At 61.7% G+C, this 23,030-nt stretch carries 29 protein-coding genes and 1 tRNA gene; 19 read left to right on the top strand and 11 right to left on the bottom strand.

Features of this window, described 5'->3' with window-relative positions; genetic code table 11:
• The first annotated feature begins 2 nt into the window (after positions 1 to 2).
• From murA to AWJ14_RS17585, 13 genes are all read left to right on the top strand, one after another.
• Entirely contained in the window at positions 3 to 1,292 is a 1,290-nt protein-coding gene (gene murA / locus AWJ14_RS17650) for a UDP-N-acetylglucosamine 1-carboxyvinyltransferase (protein WP_066182295.1), read from the top strand.
• A gap of 167 nt (positions 1,293 to 1,459) precedes the next feature.
• The gene (locus AWJ14_RS17645; RefSeq protein ID WP_066182292.1) at positions 1,460 to 1,897 is read left to right on the top strand and encodes a DUF2948 family protein; all 438 of its coding nucleotides are present in this window, start codon (positions 1,460 to 1,462) and stop codon (positions 1,895 to 1,897) included.
• Between the two features lie 32 nt (positions 1,898 to 1,929).
• Positions 1,930 to 3,258 (top strand): histidinol dehydrogenase, encoded by a 1,329-nt coding sequence (hisD, locus tag AWJ14_RS17640; RefSeq protein ID WP_066182290.1) that lies wholly within the window; start codon positions 1,930 to 1,932, stop codon positions 3,256 to 3,258.
• Positions 3,255 to 3,734 carry a UPF0262 family protein gene (locus tag AWJ14_RS17635; protein ID WP_066182287.1) on the top strand — a complete coding sequence of 160 codons (480 nt, stop codon included), beginning with the start codon at positions 3,255 to 3,257 and terminating at the stop codon, positions 3,732 to 3,734. The genes hisD and AWJ14_RS17635 overlap by 4 nt, the downstream gene beginning before the upstream one ends.
• 8 nt (positions 3,735 to 3,742) lie before the next feature.
• Positions 3,743 to 4,213: an arsenate-mycothiol transferase ArsC gene (locus AWJ14_RS17630; RefSeq protein WP_066182285.1), complete on the top strand. Its 471-nt coding sequence runs from the start codon at positions 3,743 to 3,745 to the stop codon at positions 4,211 to 4,213.
• 102 nt (positions 4,214 to 4,315) lie between these two features.
• Positions 4,316 to 4,534 carry a translation initiation factor IF-1 gene (gene infA / locus AWJ14_RS17625; protein WP_004435948.1) on the top strand — a complete coding sequence of 73 codons (219 nt, stop codon included), beginning with the start codon at positions 4,316 to 4,318 and terminating at the stop codon, positions 4,532 to 4,534.
• A 21-nt stretch (positions 4,535 to 4,555) separates the two neighbouring features.
• Positions 4,556 to 5,176: a Maf-like protein gene (locus tag AWJ14_RS17620; RefSeq protein WP_066182279.1), complete on the top strand. Its 621-nt coding sequence runs from the start codon at positions 4,556 to 4,558 to the stop codon at positions 5,174 to 5,176.
• A 4-nt stretch (positions 5,177 to 5,180) separates the two neighbouring features.
• On the top strand, positions 5,181 to 5,381 hold the full coding sequence (gene yacG, locus AWJ14_RS17615) for a DNA gyrase inhibitor YacG (protein ID WP_066182274.1): 201 nt from the start codon (positions 5,181 to 5,183) through the stop codon (positions 5,379 to 5,381).
• A gap of 393 nt (positions 5,382 to 5,774) precedes the next feature.
• Positions 5,775 to 5,850: transfer RNA gene (locus tag AWJ14_RS17610), tRNA-Phe, on the top strand.
• A gap of 260 nt (positions 5,851 to 6,110) precedes the next feature.
• Positions 6,111 to 6,326: a hypothetical protein gene (locus AWJ14_RS17605; RefSeq protein ID WP_066182271.1), complete on the top strand. Its 216-nt coding sequence runs from the start codon at positions 6,111 to 6,113 to the stop codon at positions 6,324 to 6,326.
• A gap of 301 nt (positions 6,327 to 6,627) precedes the next feature.
• A complete protein-coding gene (locus AWJ14_RS17600; RefSeq protein WP_066182267.1) occupies positions 6,628 to 6,876 on the top strand; it encodes a hypothetical protein in 249 nt (82 codons plus the stop codon).
• A 72-nt stretch (positions 6,877 to 6,948) separates the two neighbouring features.
• A complete protein-coding gene (locus AWJ14_RS17595; RefSeq protein ID WP_245304348.1) occupies positions 6,949 to 7,197 on the top strand; it encodes a hypothetical protein in 249 nt (82 codons plus the stop codon).
• 402 nt (positions 7,198 to 7,599) lie between these two features.
• Positions 7,600 to 7,920, top strand: coding sequence for a hypothetical protein (locus AWJ14_RS17585; protein WP_066182262.1), 321 nt, complete (start codon positions 7,600 to 7,602; stop codon positions 7,918 to 7,920).
• A gap of 164 nt (positions 7,921 to 8,084) precedes the next feature.
• Here the strand turns inward: AWJ14_RS17585 and AWJ14_RS17580 are convergent, their stop codons facing one another.
• Positions 8,085 to 8,654 (bottom strand): hypothetical protein, encoded by a 570-nt coding sequence (locus AWJ14_RS17580; protein ID WP_066182259.1) that lies wholly within the window; start codon positions 8,652 to 8,654, stop codon positions 8,085 to 8,087.
• A gap of 255 nt (positions 8,655 to 8,909) precedes the next feature.
• Here AWJ14_RS17580 and AWJ14_RS17575 point away from each other — a divergent pair, with 255 nt between their 5' ends.
• The 5 genes from AWJ14_RS17575 (at position 8,910) to AWJ14_RS22460 (ending at position 12,053) form a co-directional block, all read left to right on the top strand.
• Positions 8,910 to 9,326 carry a hypothetical protein gene (locus AWJ14_RS17575; protein ID WP_066182256.1) on the top strand — a complete coding sequence of 139 codons (417 nt, stop codon included), beginning with the start codon at positions 8,910 to 8,912 and terminating at the stop codon, positions 9,324 to 9,326.
• A gap of 78 nt (positions 9,327 to 9,404) precedes the next feature.
• Positions 9,405 to 9,752, top strand: coding sequence for a hypothetical protein (locus tag AWJ14_RS17570; protein ID WP_066182253.1), 348 nt, complete (start codon positions 9,405 to 9,407; stop codon positions 9,750 to 9,752).
• A gap of 112 nt (positions 9,753 to 9,864) precedes the next feature.
• Positions 9,865 to 10,623 (top strand): hypothetical protein, encoded by a 759-nt coding sequence (locus tag AWJ14_RS17565; RefSeq protein ID WP_066182250.1) that lies wholly within the window; start codon positions 9,865 to 9,867, stop codon positions 10,621 to 10,623.
• Positions 10,624 to 11,889 (top strand): DNA cytosine methyltransferase, encoded by a 1,266-nt coding sequence (locus tag AWJ14_RS17560; RefSeq protein ID WP_066182246.1) that lies wholly within the window; start codon positions 10,624 to 10,626, stop codon positions 11,887 to 11,889.
• Positions 11,886 to 12,053: a hypothetical protein gene (locus AWJ14_RS22460; protein WP_171904902.1), complete on the top strand. Its 168-nt coding sequence runs from the start codon at positions 11,886 to 11,888 to the stop codon at positions 12,051 to 12,053. The genes AWJ14_RS17560 and AWJ14_RS22460 overlap by 4 nt, the downstream gene beginning before the upstream one ends.
• Positions 12,054 to 12,195: 142 nt before the next feature.
• Here AWJ14_RS22460 and AWJ14_RS17555 read toward each other — a convergent pair whose 3' ends face one another.
• The 6 genes from AWJ14_RS17555 to AWJ14_RS17530 all read right to left on the bottom strand — a co-directional run bounded on the left by AWJ14_RS17555 (position 12,196) and on the right by AWJ14_RS17530 (position 16,112).
• A complete protein-coding gene (locus AWJ14_RS17555) occupies positions 12,196 to 12,438 on the bottom strand; it encodes a hypothetical protein (protein ID WP_066182243.1) in 243 nt (80 codons plus the stop codon).
• Positions 12,432 to 12,629, bottom strand: a complete 198-nt coding sequence (locus AWJ14_RS17550) for a Pam3-gp28 family putative phage holin (protein ID WP_066182240.1) — start codon at positions 12,627 to 12,629, stop codon at positions 12,432 to 12,434. Before AWJ14_RS17550 ends, AWJ14_RS17555 begins: the two co-directional genes overlap by 7 nt.
• A complete protein-coding gene (locus AWJ14_RS17545; RefSeq protein WP_066182237.1) occupies positions 12,626 to 13,429 on the bottom strand; it encodes a glycoside hydrolase family 108 protein in 804 nt (267 codons plus the stop codon). Before AWJ14_RS17545 ends, AWJ14_RS17550 begins: the two co-directional genes overlap by 4 nt.
• Positions 13,426 to 13,671 carry a hypothetical protein gene (locus AWJ14_RS17540; RefSeq protein WP_066182234.1) on the bottom strand — a complete coding sequence of 82 codons (246 nt, stop codon included), beginning with the start codon at positions 13,669 to 13,671 and terminating at the stop codon, positions 13,426 to 13,428. Before AWJ14_RS17540 ends, AWJ14_RS17545 begins: the two co-directional genes overlap by 4 nt.
• Before the next feature lie 110 nt (positions 13,672 to 13,781).
• Positions 13,782 to 15,695: a helix-turn-helix domain-containing protein gene (locus AWJ14_RS17535; RefSeq protein WP_066182231.1), complete on the bottom strand. Its 1,914-nt coding sequence runs from the start codon at positions 15,693 to 15,695 to the stop codon at positions 13,782 to 13,784.
• A 141-nt stretch (positions 15,696 to 15,836) separates the two neighbouring features.
• Complete coding sequence (locus tag AWJ14_RS17530) at positions 15,837 to 16,112, bottom strand: hypothetical protein (protein WP_066182229.1); 276 nt, start codon at positions 16,110 to 16,112, stop codon at positions 15,837 to 15,839.
• A gap of 132 nt (positions 16,113 to 16,244) precedes the next feature.
• Between AWJ14_RS17530 and AWJ14_RS17525 the strand changes: the two genes are divergently transcribed.
• The gene (locus AWJ14_RS17525) at positions 16,245 to 17,672 is read left to right on the top strand and encodes an SIR2 family NAD-dependent protein deacylase (RefSeq protein WP_139112689.1); all 1,428 of its coding nucleotides are present in this window, start codon (positions 16,245 to 16,247) and stop codon (positions 17,670 to 17,672) included.
• Position 17,673: 1 nt separating this feature from the next.
• Here AWJ14_RS17525 and AWJ14_RS17520 read toward each other — a convergent pair whose 3' ends face one another.
• The 4 genes from AWJ14_RS17520 to AWJ14_RS22455 are packed head-to-tail and all read right to left on the bottom strand — an operon-like array spanning position 17,674 to position 22,890.
• Positions 17,674 to 17,883, bottom strand: a complete 210-nt coding sequence (locus AWJ14_RS17520; protein ID WP_066182220.1) for a hypothetical protein — start codon at positions 17,881 to 17,883, stop codon at positions 17,674 to 17,676.
• 2 nt (positions 17,884 to 17,885) lie between these two features.
• On the bottom strand, positions 17,886 to 19,754 hold the full coding sequence (locus tag AWJ14_RS17515) for a hypothetical protein (protein ID WP_066182216.1): 1,869 nt from the start codon (positions 19,752 to 19,754) through the stop codon (positions 17,886 to 17,888).
• Positions 19,754 to 20,293 carry a hypothetical protein gene (locus AWJ14_RS17510; protein WP_139112688.1) on the bottom strand — a complete coding sequence of 180 codons (540 nt, stop codon included), beginning with the start codon at positions 20,291 to 20,293 and terminating at the stop codon, positions 19,754 to 19,756. The genes AWJ14_RS17515 and AWJ14_RS17510 overlap by 1 nt, the downstream gene beginning before the upstream one ends.
• Complete coding sequence (locus AWJ14_RS22455) at positions 20,293 to 22,890, bottom strand: hypothetical protein (RefSeq protein WP_066182211.1); 2,598 nt, start codon at positions 22,888 to 22,890, stop codon at positions 20,293 to 20,295. Before AWJ14_RS22455 ends, AWJ14_RS17510 begins: the two co-directional genes overlap by 1 nt.
• Between the last annotated feature and the right edge of the window lie 140 nt (positions 22,891 to 23,030).

Raw genomic sequence — 23,030 nt, 5'->3', positions numbered from 1 at the left:
GCATGGATCGCATCAGGATCGTGGGCGGAAATCCGCTCAATGGCGTCATTCCGATCTCCGGCGCCAAGAATGCGGCGCTGCCGCTGATGATCGCCTCGCTCTTGACCGACGACACGCTGACGCTCGAGAACCTGCCGCATCTCGCCGATGTCGAGCAGCTGCAGCGCATCCTCGGCAATCACGGCGTCGACATTTCCGTGACCGGCCGCCGCGAGGGCCAGGACAGCGCCTATTCCCGCACCGTGCATTTCACCGCCCGCACCATCGTCGACACCACCGCGCCCTATGAGCTCGTTTCCAAGATGCGCGCGAGCTTCTGGGTGATCGGCCCGCTGTTGGCGCGCATGGGCGAGGCCAAGGTGTCGCTGCCCGGCGGTTGCGCCATCGGCACCCGGCCGGTCGATCTCTTTATCGACGGGCTCGAGCATTTGGGCGCCGAGATCTCGATCGAAAACGGCTATGTGCTGGCGAAGGCCCCGAACGGCCTGACCGGCGGGCGCTACGTGTTCCCCAAGGTCTCGGTCGGCGCCACCCATGTGATGCTGATGGCCGCCACGCTCGCCAAGGGCGAGACCGTGATCGAAAACGCGGCGCGTGAGCCCGAGGTGGTCGATCTCGCCAAGTGCCTCACGGCCATGGGCGCGAAGATCTCCGGCGCCGGCACCTCGACGATCACCATCGAGGGCGTGTCCTCGCTCTCGGGCGCACGCCACCGGGTGCTGCCCGACCGGATCGAGACCGGGACCTATGCCATGGCGGTGGCGATGACCGGCGGCGACGTTTTGCTGGAGAATTCCTCCGAGGCGCTGCTCGAAAGCGCGCTGCTCGCCATTCGCCGCACCGGCGTCGAGATCACCCCGGAAGGCACCGGCATCCGCGTGCGCCGCAATGGCGGCGACATTCTGCCGGTGGATGTGACCACCGACCCGTTCCCGGGCTTCCCGACCGACCTGCAGGCCCAATTCATGGGGCTGATGACGCGCGCCAACGGCGTGTCGCACATCACCGAGACGATCTTCGAAAACCGCTTCATGCATGTCCAGGAACTCGCTCGCCTCGGCGCCCGGATCTCGCTGTCGGGCCAGACTGCCACCGTGACCGGCGTGCCGGTGCTGCGTGGCGCCCCGGTGATGGCGACCGACCTGCGCGCCTCGGTGTCGCTGGTGATCGCAGGCCTCGCGGCCGAAGGCGAGACCGTGGTCAACCGGGTCTACCATCTCGACCGCGGGTTCGAGCGGCTGGAAGAGAAGCTGACACGCTGCGGCGCGGTGGTCGAACGCATCAGCGATTGAGACCGGACGTCGCCGCACGGTCGCGCCGCACCGGCGCAGCCGCGGCAACCGCTTCCACCATCTGTGCATTGCGCTTTGGCCCGGCCGCACCTACCTTGCAGTGCAGCACGCCGGCCGGCGCCAGCAGCGTCTCCGGCACCCGACACCGGATACCCGAAGGACCCGCAATGGACAGTCTGAAACTGATCGCGCTCGACGAAACCGATCTGGCTGTTGTCTCCGCCTGCCTGCAGGACGCCGTCTTCAAGACCGGCGACACCGCCTATGTGGGCGATACCCGTACATTCACGCTTGAAGGCAACCGGTTCGTCTGGGAAGAAGGCGCCGACAACAAGGCCTATGAGCGCCGCCGGGCGGTGCTGGCGGTCAAGCGGGTCGAGCGCGTGAGGTCCCGCGGCATCGACCTGGCGAAAAAGGACACGGTGCTGTCGCTGCTGGCGCTGCGATTCGTGGCGGGCGCGGAAGCGCCGGCCGGCGTGATCGAGCTGGTGCTGTCGGGCGATGCGGTGATCCAGCTCGAGGTCGAATGCCTGGAAGTGCAGCTCAGCGACATCGGCGGCGCCTGGGAAACGCGGTTCCGGCCGCGCCACCCGCTGGACCAGTGAAGAAGGGACGAATGTGACATGGGGGCAGGACATTGGTACTGAGGCTTGATTACCGGGAGCCGGATTTCGAAAGCCGTTTCGCCGCCTTTCTGACCACCAAGCGCGAAGTGTCCGAAGACGTCGAGGCCGATGTGCGCGCGATCATCGCCGAGGTGCGCGCCCGCGGCGACGAGGCGCTGCATGACTATAGCCTCCGGTTCGACCGGCTCGACACCCGCTCCCTGGGGCTCGCGGTCTCCGATGCCGAGATCGACGCCGCCTTCGAGGCGACCGATCCCGAGCTGATTGCCGCCCTCGAACTCGCGCATGACCGCATCGTCAGCCACCACAGGCGGCAGATGCCGAAGGACGATCACTACGTGGACGATCTCGGCGTCGGGCTCGGCTCGCGCTGGACCCCGATCGAAGCGGTCGGGCTTTATGTGCCCGGGGGCACCGCGAGCTATCCGAGTTCGGTGCTGATGAACGCGGTGCCGGCCAAGGTCGCGGGCGTCAGCCGCATCGTCATGGTGGTGCCCGCGCGCGAGGGCGCGCTCAACCCGGTGGTGCTCGCCGCAGCCCGGATTGCCGGCGTGAGCGAGATCTACCGCATCGGCGGCGCGCAGGCGATCGCGGCCCTGGCCTATGGCACCGAGACCATCAGGCCTGTGGCCAAGATCATGGGCCCGGGCAATGCCTGGGTGGCGGCCGCCAAGCGGCAGGTGTTCGGCACCGTCGGCATCGACATGATCGCCGGCCCCTCCGAGGTGCTGGTGATCGCCGATCCAGACAACGATCCCGACTGGATTGCCGCCGACCTGCTGGCCCAGGCCGAGCACGATGTCGGCGCGCAATCGATCCTGATGACCCGCGACGCGGGCTTCGGCGAGGCGGTGATCGGCGCGGTCGAGCGCCAGCTCTCCACGCTGGGCCGGGTCGAGACCGCGCGCAAAAGCTGGGCCGATTTCGGCGCTGTGATCCTGGTGCCCGACTGGGACGCCGCGGTTCCGCTCGCCAACCGCATCGCCGCCGAACACCTGGAAATTGCCACCGACGACGCCGAGGCGCTGGCCGCCCGGATCGGCAATGCCGGCGCGATCTTCCTCGGCCGGCATACGCCGGAAGTGATCGGCGATTATGTCGGCGGTTCCAACCATGTGCTGCCGACGGCGCGCTCGGCCCGGTTCTCCTCGGGCCTGTCGGTGCTCGACTATGTCAAGCGCACCTCGATCCTGAAGCTCGACGCCGGGCAGTTGCAGTCGCTCGGCCCGGCTGCCATAACGCTTGCAAGGGCGGAGGGGCTCGATGCCCATGCGCGCTCGGTCGCCATCCGGATGAATCTCCGCGGCCGGGCGCCCGAGGAGGGACGTGAGCGCGAATGACTTCGGCGGAGGACACCAACCGGCTTTCGGATGTCGTCCTGGATGACACGATCGGACGCGCCACGCCCGATGTCGAGCATGAGCGCGCCGTCGCCATTTTCGACCTGATCGAGGAAAACAGCTTCGCGCCGGTGGGCCATTCCAGCGGCCCCTACAAGCTCAAGCTGTCGCTGATCGATTCCAAGCTCGTCTTTTCCATCTCCACCCAGGCCGATGCGCCGGTGGCCACCCACATCCTGTCGCTCACGCCGTTCCGCCGGATCGTCAAGGACTACTTCATGATCTGCGAAAGCTATTACGAGGCCATCCGCTCCTCGACGCCGAGCCAGATCGAGGCCATCGACATGGGCCGGCGCGGCATCCACAACGAGGGCTCGCAGACGCTGATGGACAGGCTGGAGGGCAAGATCAGGATGGATTTCGACACCGCGCGGCGGCTGTTCACGCTCGTCTGCGTGCTGCACTGGCGGGGATAGGGGCCGCCATGGCGGATCAGACCCCGGCGGCCGGCCGCGCCACGCCCGGTGCGGTGCTGTTCGTCTGCGGCATGAACGCGATCCGCTCGCCGATGGCCGAGGCGATCGCCCGCTCGCTGCTGCCCCAGGGCACCTATATCGCCTCCGCCGGGGTGAGGCCGGGCGAGCGCGACCCCTTCGTCGATACGGTGCTCGCGGAAATCGGGCTCGATCTCGGCAGCCGCCAGCCGCAGACGCTCGAGGAACTCGAGGACGATTATTTCGACATCGTCGTCACGCTCGCGCCCGAGGCCCATCACCGGGCGCTGGAACTGACGCGCACGCAGGCCGTTGAGGTGATCTACTGGCCGATGCCGGATCCGACGGTGGCCACCGGCACCCGCGAGCGCATATTGGAGGCCTATCGCGAGGTGCGCGATATGCTTAAACTGAAGATCGGATCGGGCACGGCCTGGTCGCGGGGCGTGACGGGCGTGTGAATCAATTTGGTTCACAAATGCCTTGTCATTGTGTAGGTTCCGGCAAAATTTCAGGCCCGCGCGTTTTGCGCCGCCTTTTTCAACTGGAAAGACAGATACTGTATGGCGAAAGAAGAAGTCCTTGAATTTCCGGGCGTGGTGACGGAACTGCTGCCCAACGCAACCTTTCGGGTGAAGCTCGAAAACGAACACGAGATCATTGCGCATACCGCGGGACGCATGCGCAAGAACCGCATCCGCGTGCTTGCCGGCGACAAGGTGCTCGTCGAAATGACACCCTACGACCTGACGAAGGGCCGCATCACCTACCGCTTCAAGTAAGCGGCGGGGCGGGGCCCTTCCATGACGCGATCGCAAAAACTGATCCTTGCTTCCGGTTCGCCGCGCAGGCTCGAACTGCTCGGCCAGGCCGGCATCGCGCCCGACCGGCTGATGCCGATGGATCTCGACGAGACGCCGCAGCGCTCCGAGCATCCGCGCTCGCTGGCGCGGCGGCTGTCGCGCGAGAAGGCCGAAGCGGCGCTGGCCGAGACCCGGTCCGACCCGGCCTGGAAGGACGCCTATATCCTCGCCGCCGACACGGTGGTGGCGGTGGGCCGGCGCATCCTGCCCAAGGCCGAACTGATCGACGAGGCCTCGAATGCGCTCTATCTGCTGTCGGGCCGCAACCACCGGGTCTTCACCGGCGTCTGCCTGGTCACGCCCGACCGCACCGTGCGCCAGAAGATCGTCGAGACCCGGGTGCGCTTCAAGCGGCTGTCGCGGATGGAGATCGAGAGCTATCTCGCCTCGGGCCAGTGGCGCGGCAAGGCCGGCGGCTATGCCGTGCAGGGCCTGGCGGGCGCCTTCGTGGTGAAGCTGGTCGGCTCCTACACCAATGTGGTCGGCCTGCCGCTTTACGAAACCGTCGGTCTGCTGACCGGCGAAGGCTACGATGTCCACTTCAAATGGCTCGAGGGCTGAAGACATGACCGACGGCAAGGTGACCCCGTTGCGCAAGGCACAGCCGTGCCCCGAATGCGGCCGGATGTCGACGCGCGACAGCTATCCGTTCTGTTCCGAGCGCTGCCGCTCGGTCGACCTCAATCGCTGGCTGGTGGGCGGCTACGCGATTCCCGTGACCGAGATCGAAGAGAACCAGGACGACGAGCCCGACGACCGCGGCTAGCGGACGAGGCGGCTGCAGCAGCGCGGCCAGAAGACTGCTTATCCTCGCCGGCCTCGCGGTTTCGTCCACGACAGCTCCGCCGCCGGCTGCCGCCGAAGGTACTACGGTGCTACCTCTCGCCGGGCGGCTGCGCTGCGATCCCTGCTTTCCCGCTCTGTGCCAGGTGTCCCGCCGCGCCGCGCCGTCCCGCGGTTTTGCCGTGCTCCGACGGGGCAGATCCGGTCGCTGGCGCCCTGCGCCCGCCTCCCGGTTTCCATTTTCTGCACCCAGTGGTGAAAAAGCCGAAAAGGGTGCTGGACAGCGCCTTTCAAGATGCTATAACCCCGCTCGCTTGAGGCGTCGGACACCCCGCCACCGCAGGCAGCCGAAGCCGCTCCTTGCGGCCGGCACGATGCCCGGATAGCTCAGTTGGTAGAGCAGCGGATTGAAAATCCGCGTGTCGGTGGTTCAAATCCGCCTCCGGGCACCATTTTTATTCAGCAATTTCAGTTCCTTACAGAGCGGTTCGGTAGCTAAGGCTTGGCAACTTCTCACCTCTCATACGGCTTATACCGTTTTCATACCGTTTTCGATTTCATCAGGCGGTATCAGCGTTTGTCCACAAAGTTGCCGATCCAGACCATACCGTTTTCTATACCGCTGCCATTCGAGCATGCCCTACTGCAAGATTCGAGATCGACGGCGATCGCGCGAACGGGTACCACGGCGTCGATTAATCTGGAGTGCGCAATGACAGAAGCAGAAGAACTCGAGCTGAAAACAAGACTCAGACTGAAATGGATTCCGTGGGATGAAGGCTTCGACCCCGTGCGCGCGGACGAGTATGAGCGCTTCCTTTCCTTGCACGTCGATGAGCAGACGGACATCGTGCGAAAGATGAGCGCCGAGGAAGGCGTTCTCTACATTTACTTGTCGGAATCCCGGATCCAATACGGCAAAGCGTGAGACACGAAAAAGGCGGCAGGATATCTCCATGCCGCCTCATCGTTTGCTCACTGTTATGCCACCAGGGCGGTCGTCTCGAATACGCTGAGCAGTCACGTCTTTGAGAAGGCGCGTTTTGGATTCGAACCGCAGACCCTCCGACACCATGGTATCGGCCGCTCTGACCAACTGAGCTAAGCACGCATGACTATCATTGTCGCCGGCGGAGCCAGAAGCAAGGACCTCGACGCCATCATCCTCACCGGCTACTCTCCCGCGCATGAGAGATCCCGAGTATGACACCCTTCGAGACTGGCTTCGCATGCGCTGGATCCCCGGAGATCCATCCGCCGACGACATCGTCCGCTACGACGACTGGCTCGCGCTGCCGCCGGAAGAGCGTTCAGCCCGGTATCGGCACATGAGTGAGACCGACGCCGAATTCTGGCTCGAGATCGAAACCGCCCGTGACCTGTACCGCGATCCCGTTGACCGTGAACCTGGAATCACGGAAGCGAAGGTCGCGCGCTATCCGGAGCGGTATCGATGGGATCCTGAAGACTCCGCTTGACTCCGATCGCTGCGAATGAGAACAAAATAGGAACAAATTCGTTGACGCGGATAACATTCCTAAGGAGATCTCATGTCCCGACAGCTCGCTCTCGATATCCCCAACGCAGAAACTGGCACCCAGTCGTCTCCCCAGCCCGATCCCGCCGTGTCCATACTCTCCGCTTTCGACGGAGACGCACTCGCCGCGATCCGAAATCTCCTCGCCGACGCCGATTTCCTCCGGGATCAGCTCTGGATCGCCTCCTCCTTGATGTCAAAGGGGATGGCCCGCGGCTGGAAGCCGTCGTACGAGCGCGTGGTCGATGAAACATCGGCGTAGCATCGACCTGACGGCCTCTGCCGACATCGGCTACACCGTCAGCGAGGGCAGCCGCCGCTCCGGAGACTACGACCTCTACCCGACCCTCGACAAGCTCCCAGAGTGGTACGTGCTCCTGGGGTGGTGTCAGCGGTGCCGTAGATACGGTCACATCGAGCGCCGGGATGTCCGTCGCGCCCTCGGTGCCGCCGCATTGCTTGCCGACATCCAGCCGCACCTATTCTGCACCGTCTGTCACGAAAGACGCGGCAACAAGCTGTCTATCAGAAAGCTGCCTCGCTAATATCACGGACTTCTGCATGAGTGCGATCGCACTCTCTTAACTCTTCCGGGAGATTGCGGGCTCACAAATGATTAGGGTCCATGTATCGATATGATCCCGATGTCAGAGGAGTGCCGCGTATGTCGATGTTCACAAGCCGCAACCCCGCCGGAGCAGCCGCAGGCGAGCTGGCCCTGCTCACCATGGGTATCGCCGCGACGATGTCGCAGGCAGCCGCCGCTGGTCGCCAGGCCGCCGCCGAGCGCAAGGAGAAGCGTGCTGCATACAAATATGCGACGGAACTCGTCGAAGCCCGCGGTCGTGCCGATGAGCTGGGCCGCGTTGCAATGCGCGCCGTCCGCCACGTTGCAAGTCTCGAAGCCGAAGTTCGCCGTCTGCGGGTCGCGCTTCAGCAGCGCCAGGCGCACATCGAGCGCAACCGTGACCGTGGAGCAGCCTGATGGATCCGCGCACCGATCTCTCTGATGAAGCGATGGCCGCGCGCTGGGGCGGGATTCTCAACGAGGTCCCCGAACTCTGGGACGCTATCAGGCTCTTCGAAATCAAAAACCGCCCGATGTCAGACATGGGCGGTTTCAGGATCAAGAGCGACTGGGTGTCAGTTTCAATGAATGGTGCCGCTGGGAACGTATCTCGGATTCAAGTTCGGAACCCCGCGCGCGTGGAATAGCTCACGATACCGCGCGGCGACGAACGCCCGCTTCTCCTCTTCTTCATCTACAGGGGCCGGGATCTTCAGGATCTCGGCCTCACCCGTCTCGTCGATCGGCTTCCGATAGATCGGCTTAACAGCCCGCGCTTCGAGGCTTCGAGCACAGCCAGCCGTCGTCGACATCGCCAACAGCGTTAGGTCGTCTTCGCTCAGGTTTTGTAGCCAGTCCTGACCCTCGGCGTCGAGCACGGACAGGTCCATAAGAGCGCGATCCTCCGGGGAAGCCGACGCGTAGGCTTTCACGACTTCGGCAGGCGACATGTCGCGCACGATCGCATCGATAGCTTCTTCCGTTCTCTTCGCCTGCTCGGCTGCCTCTTCGACGTCGGCCGTGCTGAGGTTTTCGAAACCGTCCGTGCGCGGGGGCGGCATCAGGCCGAGCCACCGCAACAGCGGCCCGAAGACGGCGGCGATCCAGGTGAACGGATTCAGCAATGACCAAAGCGACTTCTTCTTTCCCATATCGACACCTCCTTGTCTGACGAGACCAGGATCTCGCCGGCGGCCGAAAGCGACAAACGACCGAACTCGCCGGCGTAAAACTCACGGACAAATGTGTGAACGGCGTTTCGTGAAATCAGACGTTGTTAACCTAAGTAATTGTTGACAATGAATTATTTTGATTCCGGCTATTGCTTTGTGTCCGCATCCGGACACACCATTAGTCATCGGCACACGGCATAGGGCCGCCGAGATGCCGAAACAAAGGAGATCGAAATGAACGAAGAAATCCAGACCGCGCTCGAACTGCTGAAGACTGCAGTATTCAAGAATGTCGTATCCAGCGACGAACGTAATCGCTGGCTCGTGGGCCTACGCTACGCCGCCGGCGCTACCGTCACGGAAGACGCCTACGAACTGTACGATGGCATCTCTGACCTCGCGCCGATCTACACGCTCGCCTTCGTAGACGCTGCCGAAGTGTCGATGCAGGTTGCGCGTCGCTTTGAAATCCCCGCCGATAAAGCCGAATGGGCGCGCGATAACTACGCATATGTAGCGTCTCGCGTCGCGGGGGAGTTCGACTTCGACCACTCGACGGTGGCAGCGGCGATCGTCGCTAAATTCAAAGAAATCGCTGCTCTTGAGGGCGTGGAACTCAAAGAGAAGGTCGCGCAGTTAAAAGCCGCCTGACGATGACCGCCTGGCAGCGGTCGAAACCCTCTCATGAGGGTCGCGGTAGCCAAACCCAACCGCATGAGGAGAACGAACATGAAAACAGCACACACAGCCCATCTGATCTGCGCACGGAGCGGCGTTCTGGCGGCGTCGGGAACGGGCAAGAGCGAGGGCCACGCCATCCTCGCAGCGGTAACCGAGTACGGAACCGCAATCGGAGCGCGCCAGTCCTGGTACGAGACATTTTCGCTCAGGAGCCAGCCGCTCTCGGCCCGGATTTTCGAAGTCTACTACGCAGACGGACAGTTCGGGTGCGGCGACGAAGACAAGATCGCGGCCACCGGGGAGCGCTGGGGTCTGATCGAGCTGAAAGACTACGTCGAGCCGGTCGTCAACGAGAGCGACGACGATGACGACGAAGATCTCGACGAAGCCGCCTGACGATGGCCACGTGGCTGTGGCCGAAACCTCCTTCCGGGAGGTCGCGGTAGCCAAATCACGAAGATGACCACGCACTGCAGAGGAACACGAACTCAACATCCGGGAGACTGAAATGGAACTAGACATCGAAATCGAGGAGACGACGCGTCCAAGCGTTCGCTACTTCCTCACCGACAGCGAGATCGGCAACGCATGCCGCGCAGCCGAAGAGCTGCTCGCGTCACACGGCATCGACCGTGACGCTACCGCCGCCGCTCTCGGCATCTCGCCGATAACGCTCAAATCGTATTCGCGCGGTGTCGCAACAGTGTCCCATCGTCGAATGCCAGCCGTCACCCTCGACCGTATCCGTGACCTCGCTGTGGATGCCTACTGGCGCGCAGCGGCGTGGCCGTATCGGCAGGAAATCGGCGGCGAGCAGGCTCATCTGACTCCCGTTTACACGGCTCACGACTGCACCGGACTGGTGCGCGATCGGCATCCGCACCCTCTGCGCATGCGTGAGATCGCCGACAAGCTAGGCGGCAGCGTGCGCGTGACGTGGTGTGCGGATCCCCGCGTGACGGAGGTGCCGCCTCTTGATGCGATGGCCGCTCTCCGGAGCCGCTGGAGGATCGGTGTCTGGCAGTTGAGAGACCAGTTCGAGTTTCTCGGGCGCGACGATGCGGACGACGTTCTCTGCGAGATCGCGGATTGCGACAGATATTCGTTGTGGTCGTTCTCGACGGAATATCGGCCATGGCTGCTCCAAGTCACGACATCCCAGGTCGAACGACTGGAAGCCGCTGTCGCTGACATCGAGCGCGGCGACCAGATCCAACCGTGGGAATCCGCGACGGCCCGTGCGATGGCCGAACTGGAGGACTTCTGAATGCGCGTCCTGTCTACCTTCTCAGGCATCTCGGCCGCGAGCGTCGCGTGGAAACCCTTGGGCTTCGAATTCGCGGGCTACTGCGAGCCGGCAGCGTTCCAGTGCCACGTGCTCGCCGCGCGCTGCAATGCGACGGCCCCGAAATACCTGCCGAGGGATCCGGATTTCGCTCCGAAGAAATATGCTTCGATCTCGGGCGGCTCCGTCGTCAATTTCGGCGATATCACGCAGATCTCGGACGACGACCTCCGCGCGCTCGGCCGTGTCGACGTCCTCGAAGGCGGCAGCCCGTGCCAAGCTTTTTCGATCTCGGGGCTTCGGCGTGGCCTCGAAGACGACCGCGGAAATCTGACCTTGGCGTTCGCGCAGCTCGCTCTGCGGATGCGTGAAATCAACGGCCTACGCTTTGTCGTGTGGGAAAACGTGAAAGGAGTCCTCAGTGACAAAACAAACGGATTCGGATGTCTTCTGGGCGCTCTCGCGGGCGGAAGGAACGGAGATCCTCTGGTCCCGCCAAGGAGCGGCTGGACAAATGCTGGTCACGTGCTTTCCAGAAACGACCATGGCGCTACCGACGTCACTCTCTGCTGGCGAACGGTTGACTCTCAATTTTTCGAAGTCCCACAACGCCGGGAAAGAGTCTTCCTCATTGCGAGCTTCGATGGAGATGTCGACGCAGGAAGCGTACTCGCTGAGTTCGACCGCGAAGGCCGGGATCCTGCGTCGCGCCGACGGTCGGAACAAGACGCTACCAGAAGCAGTCAGGAAGGCACTGCAGAGCTGATCTGGCCTCCGGTGCTTGGAACGCTGAACGCCAGCGGAGCCGGGATGTCTCGGCCTGCTGGGCAGGGCAATGAGTTGGATTTCGTGCTGGTGTTCGCCGACGGCACCGTTCGCCGCCCGACACCGCTGGAATGCGAGCGAGCGCAGGGATTCCCGGATAACTGGACCGATGTCGCCGTCGGCAAGCGCGCGGCTCTCGATATCGAACGGTACCGGGGGATCGGGAATTCAATGTCGGTCCCTGTGATGGAGTTCGTGGGCTGGCGGTTGATGCAAGCGGTCGAGATCGCCGAGAAAGCGAAGAAAACCCGCAAGCCGGATCCCGTCGTCTGGCTTCGGCATTCCTGGGACCGGGCGAAGGATCGTCTCGTTACCGAAGCCGCGGTCGGCCGGCAGCCGGATGAGCCGGGCTGGTATCGGCAGGGGTCCATTCAAGAGATCGAGGCGAGAGAGAATGCCGGGCAGCGGGAGATGTTTGCGTGACCGAGAAATCGATAAAGAAGCATTTCGGCGACAAGATCGCGGCGCGGATGGCACGAGAGGTGAATCCACCGCCTCCGGATGAGACACCGGAACGGCGGCGGTCGATGTGGGATTTCCACCGCGAGCTGGAACAGCGAGTTAGAGATGGCGAGGCCGGGGATTGATCCCGGCCTTTCTCGTTACGGCTTCCAGCCGCACACCTTGGCACCAGTCCGATTATGCTCAAGGAGCTGCCGCGCAGTCCCATCCGACATCGTCTCGACCTCAGCCGCAGTCGGCCGGATCGGCCTGTTCGTCGCGCACCAGTCAGCCGTTGTCGCGCACCCAGCCACGAAGCTCGTCACGAACGCGATCAGCAGGCATCTTCGAAACATCATCCTGAATCCTTTCCCGCTCGCGTGCGGCATCCATCTTCTCGGCGACCTGGCGCGCCCGCTCCGAAGCCCGGCCGTCGGCATAGATCTTCCAGTAGATCGCAACGCCGATGGCCATGAACGCCGCCAACTTGGCCACCAGATTCCCGATCGACGAGGTCAGCCAGGTCAGCATGGATCCGCCTTCCGCTTCCTCCGGGGAAGGTCGGCGCGACGGTCGTACGCGAACCAGCCCAGGTTCAGAAGAATGATGGCTCCGGAAGCGAGGGTCTCGACATCGGATGCCGACAGGCTCGTCTGAGCGAAGAGCATCCCAAAAATGAGAGTGATGGCATGGCGAACGAGACCGACGACTGCAGGGTTCATGCTGTGGCTCCTGCCGCGACCGCGGCGTAGGCTTCGGCACGAGCTGACTGCGTGCGCGAGCGATGGATGAGATAGACAGCCAGCACCACGAGCGCGGCGGTGGCCCCGATCAGAAGGATGCTCTCGACCCCTGCAAGATTCGACCAGTCCGTCGACACGGAGGACGTCGCGGCGGCAGTGCCGGATCCCGCGACCCCTGCGGTGGCGTTCTTCGACTTCTCTGCTGCGCGCACAGACTCAGCCTGGAGGGCGATGGGCAGCGACTTCGAGGAGATCCCGCGAGCCTCCATCGCCATCGAAACGGATTCCGCTTCCACCCGGGCGACACGGGAAGTCCAACCCCTGCCGAAGGTCGAGAAGATCGACAGGCCTCGAAGGAAGGACATCCGCCTCGCGCACATGGACTTGACGGTCGCGATGGAGTCGGCCTTGGCGGCAGCCGTGATTGTCTGGGATCCGATCTTGCCGTCAGAACTGACACCCAGTGCGCTCTGAAGCCATTTCGCACCGCGTGAGACACCCGAGTTCACGGCTCCGTCGAGGGTCGCGTAATCGATTCCGGCCGGCAGCTCGTCGTAGCGGATCTTGTCGGCGTACTGGGTCTTGTAGATCTCGTTGACCTCGGCTTCCGAGATCAGGCGCACTGACTGCTTCGACATCCCCTTCGACTTGCGGAAGGTATCGTAGACCGTCTGGATGATGCCGTAGTTGGTGGCTCCCCCGGGATCGCGAGGATGGTTGCTCCAGCCCCCTTCGGAAATGCGGATGCCTTTCATGGCGCGTGCGTAGGTCGACTTCATGCCCGCACCTCCACGTCTCCGCCGAGGGTCTCGATGATCGCGAATGCCATCCGGATGCCGAGCGTTTCGCCGTTATCCAGGGCGCGCAGATGGTATGGCCGGATTGACGGATAAGTCTGCTGGATCTCTGCGGCGGTCAGCCCGGTGGCTTTGACAATCCGGTCGGCAGCGCGGCTCAGATCGTATTCGAAGTTCTCGGCTGTGGAGCACTTCCAAGGTTTCGGGATGTATTTGGTCGCCATGCGCGTCTCCGAGTGTTCATGTTATGTTCTAACATTACATCGAGAAAAAGGAAACGCCGGCAGCCGATCCGGGAAGAGAAAAGGCGGCACTGTGGCCGCCCTGTCTGGTCTCAGGCCCGGTATTTCTCACCTACGAGCAAACCGACCTGACGATTGCCGTCGGAATGGCCAAGGCTCCATGCTCCACACCAGGTGGTCGGCCCTGTCGCATAGTCTGCCCGTAGCAGCAGATTACCCAGGCTTAGACAGTCATCCATCCATGACAGCGTGTGGTCATGGGCTTTGGTGATCTTGAGGCCGAGCTTTGCCAGCCCCGCCGTCGATCCTCTTGATCCGTTGACGCCCTTGTCACCATGAAATTCGTAACGCACGCCGTATGCTTCCAACGGTGTGTCTACATTGACGATTTCGAACTGAGCGCTGGGCGCGGCTTTCCGAAGGAGCCATTCGAAGACGTCGAACTTCACGCCGCGGTCGATTGCGTCCCTGACTTCGAAGTTCGCCTGATGCCACAGCTTGCTATTCTCGATGGCGATCTCGTGCGCCGGGCGCTGTAGCCAGCGATAGATGAAGTCGTCATGGTTTGAATAGACGACGTAAGATTTGCACCACGGCCTCGACGTCTCCTGCAGGAAACTGGCAGCCCGGGTGATTTCGTCGGTCAAGCTCTGGCGTTTTTCGGCATGACGGCGATAGACGGATATCGGGTTTTTGTCTTCGTGATGATTGATGCTTTGGCCATCGAAGACATCGTTGACGTTCTGGCCGCGTGCTCTGACGAGATCGATCAACGGGACGTCACCTGCTGGCTTTCCGCCCCATCCCCAGAGCCCACGCGCGTGAGGAACATGGATGCCATCAACGTGTGTGCAACCGACTGGCATCCATGGCCAGTCGTAGTCAATGAAGTGGTAGTCCTGAATGGCCTCATCAATCGTGAGAACGCGGCCTTTCGATACGCACAGCTCGAGATCTCGGAGATCTCCTGTGTGCGGATCCGCATCTACATTCCGGACGAAAACGTTGTCGTCGTGGTCGATCTCTACGATCAGGAATCCGACGGTATGGCGATCCAACGCCTTCAGTCCAGCTTCCTGTCCGATGTAATTCGGCACTGTGATCGCGCCAGTCGTCCACATCGTGACAGGCTTCTGGCTCTGAGGACGAGGAACGGACGCAATCTCTCGGCGGGGATGCGCAAAGAACGAGGTCTTGCCACGGATGTATGTGTTGAGGCCTGTCAGTGGCCTAGCCTTCGTCGGCCTGAGGTTCATCTCGGCGCAGAATTGTGTGTCCGGATCAATGTGACGCCGACTCCTGGTAACGTGGTCGGCAAGCATTGAAGACCACGGCGCGATTTCAAGTACGTCCTTCTTCCTGCGCTCGAACAGGGATTTTCCGTAAGTGAAACCGCCGATTTCTAGGTCTTCGATTCCGCGGGCGCGCATCAATGCCCTCATGTTGATGTAGGCGGGGCCATGAGCAGGAGTGAGAGCCTGAGATCCGGTCAGCGCGAACCCTCGCTTCAGGCTGCGTTTTGGGGCGGCGACGTTCGGCGAAATCCAGATACCGTTGATGTCTTTTGGACCATCCCAGGAATCTGGCCAGAGAACTCCAGGATCAAGTTTCACACCGACGAGCCTTTGCTCGCCGTCCTGGTCGGTCTCGTAGATATCCTGCGGCTCCCCGGCTTCCCGATACCAGCCTTGGCCGATCCAGTTGCTGAAAGGGACGGTCAGCTCGTCGGTCGCAATCCGCTCGCGTACGTCGGCCTCGGTCGGCTTGGCCTTGGCGATTTTCGGTGTCTTGGAGGGCTTGGGTGCCGGAGTATCAGGCTCGACGGCGGGTGTGGTTTCAACAGTGCTTCTGCTCTTGACTCGGATGCGGGTGACACTGCGCGGCGGCATGCCGAGGATTTCGGCGATCTCGCGTGTGCTTTTGCCGTCGGCAACGAGGGATTGGATGGCTGCTATCGTGTCTGCAGTAGACTGACCGGCTGCGGTCGATGGGGAATTCTGTGTCATTGACTATCCTTCAGGTGCCGCCTCTTCACCGGGCGGTCTGAAGGAATGGTTTGCGTCGGCGGACTCCACCGCAAGTCGTCAACGCATTGATTTTCAATCCGTATCCGACACTTTGTTGACGGCATCAGGTACCGCCACACTTTAGATGCCGAAGATTTTTTTGATTTTCTCGCCGAAAAGCATCCATGCAATGCTGCCGGCGGTGACGAGCGCAGACCCGTACGCGAAAAGCACGGTTCGTTGGCTCTTGATCACGGCGACGTCGGCCTTCACGGCACTGATGTCGGTCTTCATCGAGTCCATCTCGGCTTTCATGGCCGTCTGAGCCGAAAAGAAGTTGTCGATCTTCGCCTCGAGGCGAGCTTGCCCGCGGATCAGCTCGAGGATTTCGCTCGAAGGGATGGCTGTGTCTGTCATTTGATGGGGGCTCTCGTACAACTGGGTGTCAACTCCACGAGCAGACCCGACAATGCTGCAAGATTCGAGGTCGAGCGCTTGCGAAAACGACGTGTGCGGTGTCATCTGGACACAATTTTAGGACGCTGAGTCGTGGGGGATCAGATGGTGGAGCAAGTGGCGGCAGCCGAGACGAAGCAGCCGCGCTACGAGCGCTATATCGAAGAAATCACAGAGGACATCACGAACACGGTCGACGAGTTCGGCTGTCAGCCGATCCTGTTCATCGGTTCCGGCTTGGCGAAGCGGTACATGGACGCCCCCAATTGGGAGGAATTGCTGGCCCATCTCGCTGACAAGTGCTCTGTGATCGACAAGGGCCTGGGGTTCTACAAGCAGTCGTTGGTGTCACCGATCAAAATTGGCCAGGAGTTCGCAAGGCTCTACCACGAGTGGGCTTGGGGAGCCGGGAACAACGAGTTCCCGAAGGAGCTGTTCAATGACGACGTCCACGCTCAGTCGTACATCAAGTTCAAGATTTCCGAGCATTTAAAGAGCCTGATGCCGCCTGATGCCGCCGGATTGAAAGGCGAATATCAGCCGGAAATCGAGGTGCTCTCGAAGATCAAGCCGCACGCGATTATCACTACGAACTACGACCAGATGATCGAGCTGATCTTCCCGGATCACGAGCCGATTATCGGACAGCAGATCTTGAAGGGACAGCAAGTCTGCGTCGGCGAGATATACAAGATCCACGGTTGCGTGACCGATCACGACAGCATCGTCTTCACATCGGACGACTACGAAGAGTTCATGAAGCGCAAGAAGTTCCTCAGCGCCAAGCTCCTGACATTCTTCAACGAACATCCGCTGGTCTTTGTCGGGTACAACGCAGGCGATCCGAACATCCGCGCGATCCTGTCTGATATCGATGAAGCTCTGCCTGAGAAGGGCGGCATCATCCCGAATGTGTACATCCTGCAGTGGGACGGCTCCCTCACTGAAGAGAGCTGGCCCCCGCGAGAGAAGGTCATCCCGACCGAGGATGACCGTAGTGTCCGCGTGAAGATGATAGTCGCGAATGATTTCTCCTGGGTGTTCGACGCCTTCGCGGCTAACCCAGCCCTGGCACATGTTAACACAAAGGTCCTTCGATCTCTGATCGCCAGATCTTACGAACTCGTACGCCACGACATCCCTAAGATGACGGTGGAAGCAGACTTCAAGATGCTGAACGAAGCCGTCGAGAATTCGGAGACCTTCGCGAAGCTCTTCGGTATCGCCAACATCCACGACTACAGCTCAGCAGGTGCGCATCACTGCCTCAGCCTGACTGAGGTAGGCAAGGCCCTCGGACACAAGGGGTGGCACGCTGCAGACCACCTGATCACTAAGGTAACGACGAAGACCGGTATCAACATCAAGAAGTCCGACAACCGCTATCATCGCGCAGATAAGGTGAACAACACGATCTTCCACAAGTACTCTCACGACGCGGTCGACCTGCTGAATAAGGTGCAGAACAACGAGGATTACACGGTCGACCTCGGCATTCCGGAGGTCAAGAAGGCGGTGTGATTCAAGTAGGCGCCACGAAATCGACGCGGGTGTTGATCTGGCAGCTCGACGCATCCACAGGCTGCTCGGATCCGATGACCAGCCCGCTCTCGTTGTCGACATCCCACCTTGCCATGACATCGACCGTCACCGTCCTCGGCCGCCCATCCACCTCCGACCGGATCCGACGCTGAACGAAGCCAGAAAGCCCCATGATCAATTTCTGCGACATCGTTACGCTCCCATGTCCGGCCGCAAGTTGATCTGGCGCGGCAACGCTGGCGGCAGACACGTCACCGACATCCGGCGTGTCAGGAGGTCCTCTTCCCGGAGTGCAGGCATCGCTATGCGGAGCCTCGTCGGCATCGTTCCGATAGTGCCCACGGGATCGCCCGAACCCATGGCGGCGGCGAGTTGTTCCCCGGCCGCGTTTTCGACGGCATAGACTCGCGGCGGCACAGATGCGAGGGCGAACGCGTTGACCGGAACCTGCGGCTGCCGGTAGCTGGTTGAATACACGATGTCGCCGGTCTGAAATTCGTCGGGTCCAGGAGTTGGTGCGATCGATCCAGAACCTGGAATGGCTACGATGGTGATCTTGGCCGACCGCCTGCCGCCGCGTTCGATGTTGAGATCGACCGCCGTAACCTTTCCGGTGACCTCGACCCCCGGCAGCTTCGGATGGGCGATCCGGCAGGAGTGCGCCGTCGTGATCCCTCTGCCGAGCATCCATGGCACCTCGAAAGTGATTTCGGCGCACTGGCGACGCTCCATAACAGCTCGATCGAGTCGGAGGACGGCATGGCGGACGGCTCGGATGCCGCGTGGCAGGTCGAGGAACCGGGAGTTCCGGCTGTCGCGCATCGGCGCGCGCTTTTCGCGCTGTATCCAGAGGATTGGCCCGCCGTCGTATTCCCTTACCCTGAAATCCTCAGTCGCTTCATGATCGGTCGCGCACGTCCACGCCTTTCCGGCAGCCAGAACCTCATCACCGACGACGTACTGGATGACCTCGAGCGTCTCCGGATCTTCGTAGAGCCACTCCTTCGTCGAAGAATCGATGTTGAGCGGCCCCAGGGTGATCGGGGATTCGATGAGCTCGCGCTGGTCGTCTTCGTCCGGCAAGTCCTGAAGCCCGGACGGCATGACCAGAGTAAGGATTTCCTGTCTTTGCTGGGAATAGTCGTAGGCAGCCGTCAGGCGGAAATGCACTGTTTTCGACAGCAACTCCACCTGACCACCCGATGCGTTGCCGAATTTCGCTCCAGAGATCGTCAGCCAGTTGGACAGATTGTTCACGACGTTCTCGACCTTCGCTTCCGCGAGCGTCCACCCGGTGTTGGCACCGATCGACGCACCGGGCTGAGGAAACGAGCTGATGAAGTCGTCGGAGGTGAACGTGGAAACCGCATCCGGCTCCGACACCGTCTGCCGTCCCTTCGCGGCCTGCGTCCAGCTCGCGATTATGCGCAACATGCTGATCGGCTTCGGGGGATTCGTGACAGATAGCGACGGAGCCGCGCCGACAGACTGATAGCCGATGTCATGCACGACGTCACTCTCGACGAGGTGCGTGCGGCCGAGCTGAAGAGACGCGCGATCCCATCTCCAGATCTCCGGGCGAGCGACAAGGGCCGTATCGGGATCGTCGGAGGCATCTGCACTGAAGAAGAGCGGGTCGTAGTATTCGGCATCCAAACGGTCAGCGGGATCCGCATCGGGATCGTAGTCGAAATCCTCGCCGATCCGTAGTGCGTCGGCGGCGGAAGTCAGAACGTCGTCGCTGTCGGGAGGCAGACACCGGAACGTAAGCTCGAGCGTGGCCTCTGCCATGTCCGTCGGGAGCGGTACAAGGCGCCCGCGTGCGATCAGCACCGGACCCGGATCTTCGTCCCGCTGCTCCCAGAGATCCGCGTATTTCAAAGCTGCCGGCATCCACCCCGCGGCTCCAGGGTTGGCGATCACGACGCGAAAGGAGGGTTCGACCTTGCGGCCGACGCGCTGCTCGGTGACCACGGCCGAGAGCACAGTGAACGCATCGCCATCGGTGGCTGACGGATTGAAAGGGGCATCATGGGACGGGATGAACTGGAGGCGCTTCATCAGAGGATCCCTCCCACTTCCTCGGTGGCGAGCTGCCACGAATAAGCCGCCTCCGCTTCCTGGAAGGACTGCCGCCACGGCTCTACGACCATAACCTCGTGTTCAAGGCGGGCGTAGACACGCACCGCTTCCGTGGCTGGAGCCGACAGGGTGACAGTTTTCGCGGCGAAGGAATGCGCGATGTCATCGAAGCCGAGCGTCAGCGCGCGGGCCGAGTGGATCGTGCGCGGGAAAATAGCGGTGCTGCCGCCCGCCGGGATGACCACGCAGACCTCGCCCGGAGGGACGATCGTGAAGGTCTCGCCCGGCCACATGTTCGCCAGCGCGGGCGGCCGCATGTCGTCGGCACCGCTCGAGAGCCTGATGGCGTACAGGCGGAACATTGGGTCGGCCAGGTTGACTGCCCTCCCGTTCCAATCGCGCTCGATAGCGGCGGATCCGGAGATCGGCGACAGCTCCACACTCAGGTTGAGTGCCGTCTGCCATCCTATCCCGAGAGCCGGACAGAGAAGCTTGGTGTGTCCTTCGTATTGAGCCATTACCATCCCCGTGTCGCCTGCTCGAGGGTGCGAGCGAGCTGCATCGCCGAAACTTCATCGCCCTCAAGGGTAGTCGTGCGGCCTGCAACATTCAGGTCGACGGCAACGCGTTTCGTCACCGGAACTGGATGCGACATTCCGCGACCGTCGCCGGAGTAGCCGTAACCTTCTTCTGGCTTGTAGTCCGCCCTCCAGCCCATGAACTCGTTGCTTCTAGCTAGGTTGGCGGCGGCGCGCTCGGCGGCAGACATGCCCTGCCAGCCACCCTGCAGGGTGCCCTGCTTCTTCCAATAGGCGGTCCTGCGATCTCGGCTCGTCTCATCTCGGCGGTTCAGGAAGTCCTTCATGTAGGATTCGTCGTTCGCACGGATCAGGGCGGTCTGTCCTTCAATGACCTTGTCGTGCGCTGCCAAGGTGTCCGCCATAAAAACCTTGGCGGCCTGCTGACCGAGCATGAATGCGGCCGCAAGTGTGGTTCCGAGTACCACCGCAGCCGATGTCAACGTGCCGATCGCCGTAGTCACGCCTGCCACTGCAACACGCAGTCCTGCCGCTGTCGCACCTGCCGCCCCCGCGGCTCCGGCAGCGGATCCGGCAGCGCCACCAACGGCGCCGACTGCTCCAGCCGTCGCCCCGGCGAGCGCAAAGGCCTTCCCGAGCGCTTTGAAGAGCAGTCCGGCTGCTCCGGTCAGAATAGGCAGAAGTCCAACAAGGCGCGTGAGTCCCAGGAAGAGGCCTAGGGTCGCGATGTCGGTACCCAGATAGTCCAGCACTGTCTTGAATGTGTCGCTGAGCTTCCGGACGACACCTCGCAACATCTCGAAGGCATCCTGGAAGCGCTTGGCGAACGCAACAACCTGATCGCGGGCCCTGTTCAGCCAGGTGAAATCGGTCGCTTTGCCGCCGGAAACGACTGCCCAGGCATCAAGGGCGAACGCTTTCACCTGGCTGAACAGGGCCCGGAGCGAATTCACCCACGCGTAGTCCGAGTTCTTGCCCTCCCACAGCAGCGCGACCTGCTCCCGAACATCGACTACGAATGCCTTGACGCTGGCGAGGCCATGCAGGATCGCGTTGATCCATTTGTAATCCGTGTCCTGTCCCTCCCAGAGCAGCGCGATCTGACGCCGCACATCAGCGACGACCGCCCGGAGGTCGAGGACCTTTCGTACGGTAATGTCGAGCCACCTTGTCTGGATTGCATCTCCGTTGCCCGAAACCAAGGAGAACGCGTCCTTCGCAAACACGCGGGTGTCGTTGAATGCATCAACGGCAGCCTTCGCGATCTTCTCCCGGCTCTTTATCAGCCACGTGGTCAGCTCCACAGATGACCGCGTGAGGTCCGGCACCAGGGTGCGGCTGACTGTCAATCCAGTACCGGACCATGCGGCCTTAAGGTTCAAGATCGCGCGCGAATACTCTTCCGCGTTCGCGATGTCCTGCGGTGTCGCGATGGCTCCCGAAGCCTCAAGGACTCGATGGTACCGCTCGATGGCTTCCCGACCGCCGTTAAGCAGCGGAATGAGTTTTACACCAGCGTCTTCGCCAAAAAGGCGCATCGCTATCCGGGCGCGTTGGCTCGGGTTCTCGACTTTTTGGAAAGCGTCAGAAATTTCGAGGAGTCCTTCGACGCCACCCTGCGATGCCCGCGCCAGGTCAACGCCGTACTTCTCAAGCTCATGTAGAGCCTGAGCTTGCGGAGACTGCGTAGACCAAAATTCGTCACGCGCTTTCTGGAGTTCCCGCATCTCTTTTCGAAGCATAGCTATAGCGGGGCCCGAATTCCGGGTCGTCGCTTTGCCGTGCTCCTCTGGCAGAGAGCCGGGCCGAAGCGCTTTGTAGTAATCGCCAGCAAAAATTCCGTAATGCAATACGTTCTGGATCTGTTTTATGCGGTCGTCGATGTCGGAAACCGAGCTCTTTCGCGCTTCAAGTTCAGCTTCCCGAAAGTTTTTCTGGATCTCGTTTAGCTTCTCGAGGTCTTTCGCGCGCTTTGCGGCAGCGATGTCAGTACGGGTGTCCGTGAGAAAGTCGGTATACGTCTCTTTCGACTTCTTTATGTTGTCCTGCAAACTCAGGAACTCGTTGCTGATGGTCGCGATCTGGGTGATCAGCTCGTCTCTGTCGGTGCCTGTCAGCTCTGCGGCGTAGCCGAGCACGGCAACGTCTTCGGTGGAGCCGCCGATGCGCTGTGCGTCGATCGAAATCGACTTCAAAGAGGCTGCAGAGTCCTTCGCGGCCTGGATCGCGGCAGCGGATACGGAGGATACTTTTGCTTTCAAACCGACGAATGCCGCGCCGGCACCGAGGGCACCAGTCTTGAGGCCGCCCCATGTTCCCTTCGACCCCATCTTCGAGATGGACTTCGTGAGCGAATCCGCGTCTTTTTCGGTCTTCTTGAGAGCCTTGGATAGCTCGTTGCTCTCTTTTTCCGCGCTCTTCAGCCCGGCATCGAGCGGCGTCAGGGAGCCTCCGCCGGACTTGCGGATGCCTTCGAAGACATCGAGAACGGTGCGGCCAACGGCACGCAGACCCGTCGAGGCCTGGCGGAGGCCGTCGAGGGTGAATCTGGTTTTGATTTCAGGCGTCGTTGCCATTCGTTGTCTCGCTTACTCAGTCAGTGCATTCCAGGCCTTCTCGTCTCCAGACATCGCGACGGCGACCGCCTTCGCCATTTCAAACGTCTTCAGCTTGTCCAGCTCCCGGAGCGTCGCCGTTCGTGCGGCGAGCTGGCCGA

It is taken from the genome of Parahoeflea olei (genome assembly GCF_001703635.1).
GTDB classification, from domain to species: Bacteria; Pseudomonadota; Alphaproteobacteria; order Rhizobiales; family Rhizobiaceae; genus Hoeflea; species Hoeflea olei.
Note: the sequence above shows the minus strand (reverse complement) of the source record. Positions and strands in the feature narration are given on the sequence as shown.

What these genes read in the sequence shown, in the direction of transcription:
- murA (WP_066182295.1), top strand. Translation starts at nt 3, where the DNA reads ATGGATCGCATCAGGATCGTGGGCGGAAATCCGCTCAATGGCGTCATT.
- AWJ14_RS17645 (WP_066182292.1), top strand. Translation starts at nt 1,460, where the DNA reads ATGGACAGTCTGAAACTGATCGCGCTCGACGAAACCGATCTGGCTGTT.
- AWJ14_RS17635 (WP_066182287.1), top strand. Translation starts at nt 3,255, where the DNA reads ATGACTTCGGCGGAGGACACCAACCGGCTTTCGGATGTCGTCCTGGAT.
- AWJ14_RS17630 (WP_066182285.1), top strand. Translation starts at nt 3,743, where the DNA reads ATGGCGGATCAGACCCCGGCGGCCGGCCGCGCCACGCCCGGTGCGGTG.
- infA (WP_004435948.1), top strand. Translation starts at nt 4,316, where the DNA reads ATGGCGAAAGAAGAAGTCCTTGAATTTCCGGGCGTGGTGACGGAACTG.
- AWJ14_RS17620 (WP_066182279.1), top strand. Translation starts at nt 4,556, where the DNA reads ATGACGCGATCGCAAAAACTGATCCTTGCTTCCGGTTCGCCGCGCAGG.
- yacG (WP_066182274.1), top strand. Translation starts at nt 5,181, where the DNA reads ATGACCGACGGCAAGGTGACCCCGTTGCGCAAGGCACAGCCGTGCCCC.
- AWJ14_RS17605 (WP_066182271.1), top strand. Translation starts at nt 6,111, where the DNA reads ATGACAGAAGCAGAAGAACTCGAGCTGAAAACAAGACTCAGACTGAAA.
- AWJ14_RS17600 (WP_066182267.1), top strand. Translation starts at nt 6,628, where the DNA reads ATGCGCTGGATCCCCGGAGATCCATCCGCCGACGACATCGTCCGCTAC.
- AWJ14_RS17595 (WP_245304348.1), top strand. Translation starts at nt 6,949, where the DNA reads ATGTCCCGACAGCTCGCTCTCGATATCCCCAACGCAGAAACTGGCACC.
- AWJ14_RS17585 (WP_066182262.1), top strand. Translation starts at nt 7,600, where the DNA reads ATGTCGATGTTCACAAGCCGCAACCCCGCCGGAGCAGCCGCAGGCGAG.
- AWJ14_RS17580 (WP_066182259.1), bottom strand. Translation starts at nt 8,654, where the DNA reads ATGGGAAAGAAGAAGTCGCTTTGGTCATTGCTGAATCCGTTCACCTGG.
- AWJ14_RS17575 (WP_066182256.1), top strand. Translation starts at nt 8,910, where the DNA reads ATGAACGAAGAAATCCAGACCGCGCTCGAACTGCTGAAGACTGCAGTA.
- AWJ14_RS17570 (WP_066182253.1), top strand. Translation starts at nt 9,405, where the DNA reads ATGAAAACAGCACACACAGCCCATCTGATCTGCGCACGGAGCGGCGTT.
- AWJ14_RS17565 (WP_066182250.1), top strand. Translation starts at nt 9,865, where the DNA reads ATGGAACTAGACATCGAAATCGAGGAGACGACGCGTCCAAGCGTTCGC.
- AWJ14_RS17560 (WP_066182246.1), top strand. Translation starts at nt 10,624, where the DNA reads ATGCGCGTCCTGTCTACCTTCTCAGGCATCTCGGCCGCGAGCGTCGCG.
- AWJ14_RS17555 (WP_066182243.1), bottom strand. Translation starts at nt 12,438, where the DNA reads ATGCTGACCTGGCTGACCTCGTCGATCGGGAATCTGGTGGCCAAGTTG.
- AWJ14_RS17550 (WP_066182240.1), bottom strand. Translation starts at nt 12,629, where the DNA reads ATGAACCCTGCAGTCGTCGGTCTCGTTCGCCATGCCATCACTCTCATT.
- AWJ14_RS17545 (WP_066182237.1), bottom strand. Translation starts at nt 13,429, where the DNA reads ATGAAGTCGACCTACGCACGCGCCATGAAAGGCATCCGCATTTCCGAA.
- AWJ14_RS17540 (WP_066182234.1), bottom strand. Translation starts at nt 13,671, where the DNA reads ATGGCGACCAAATACATCCCGAAACCTTGGAAGTGCTCCACAGCCGAG.
- AWJ14_RS17535 (WP_066182231.1), bottom strand. Translation starts at nt 15,695, where the DNA reads ATGACACAGAATTCCCCATCGACCGCAGCCGGTCAGTCTACTGCAGAC.
- AWJ14_RS17530 (WP_066182229.1), bottom strand. Translation starts at nt 16,112, where the DNA reads ATGACAGACACAGCCATCCCTTCGAGCGAAATCCTCGAGCTGATCCGC.
- AWJ14_RS17520 (WP_066182220.1), bottom strand. Translation starts at nt 17,883, where the DNA reads ATGTCGCAGAAATTGATCATGGGGCTTTCTGGCTTCGTTCAGCGTCGG.
- AWJ14_RS17515 (WP_066182216.1), bottom strand. Translation starts at nt 19,754, where the DNA reads ATGAAGCGCCTCCAGTTCATCCCGTCCCATGATGCCCCTTTCAATCCG.
- AWJ14_RS17510 (WP_139112688.1), bottom strand. Translation starts at nt 20,293, where the DNA reads ATGGCTCAATACGAAGGACACACCAAGCTTCTCTGTCCGGCTCTCGGG.
- AWJ14_RS22455 (WP_066182211.1), bottom strand. Translation starts at nt 22,890, where the DNA reads ATGGCAACGACGCCTGAAATCAAAACCAGATTCACCCTCGACGGCCTC.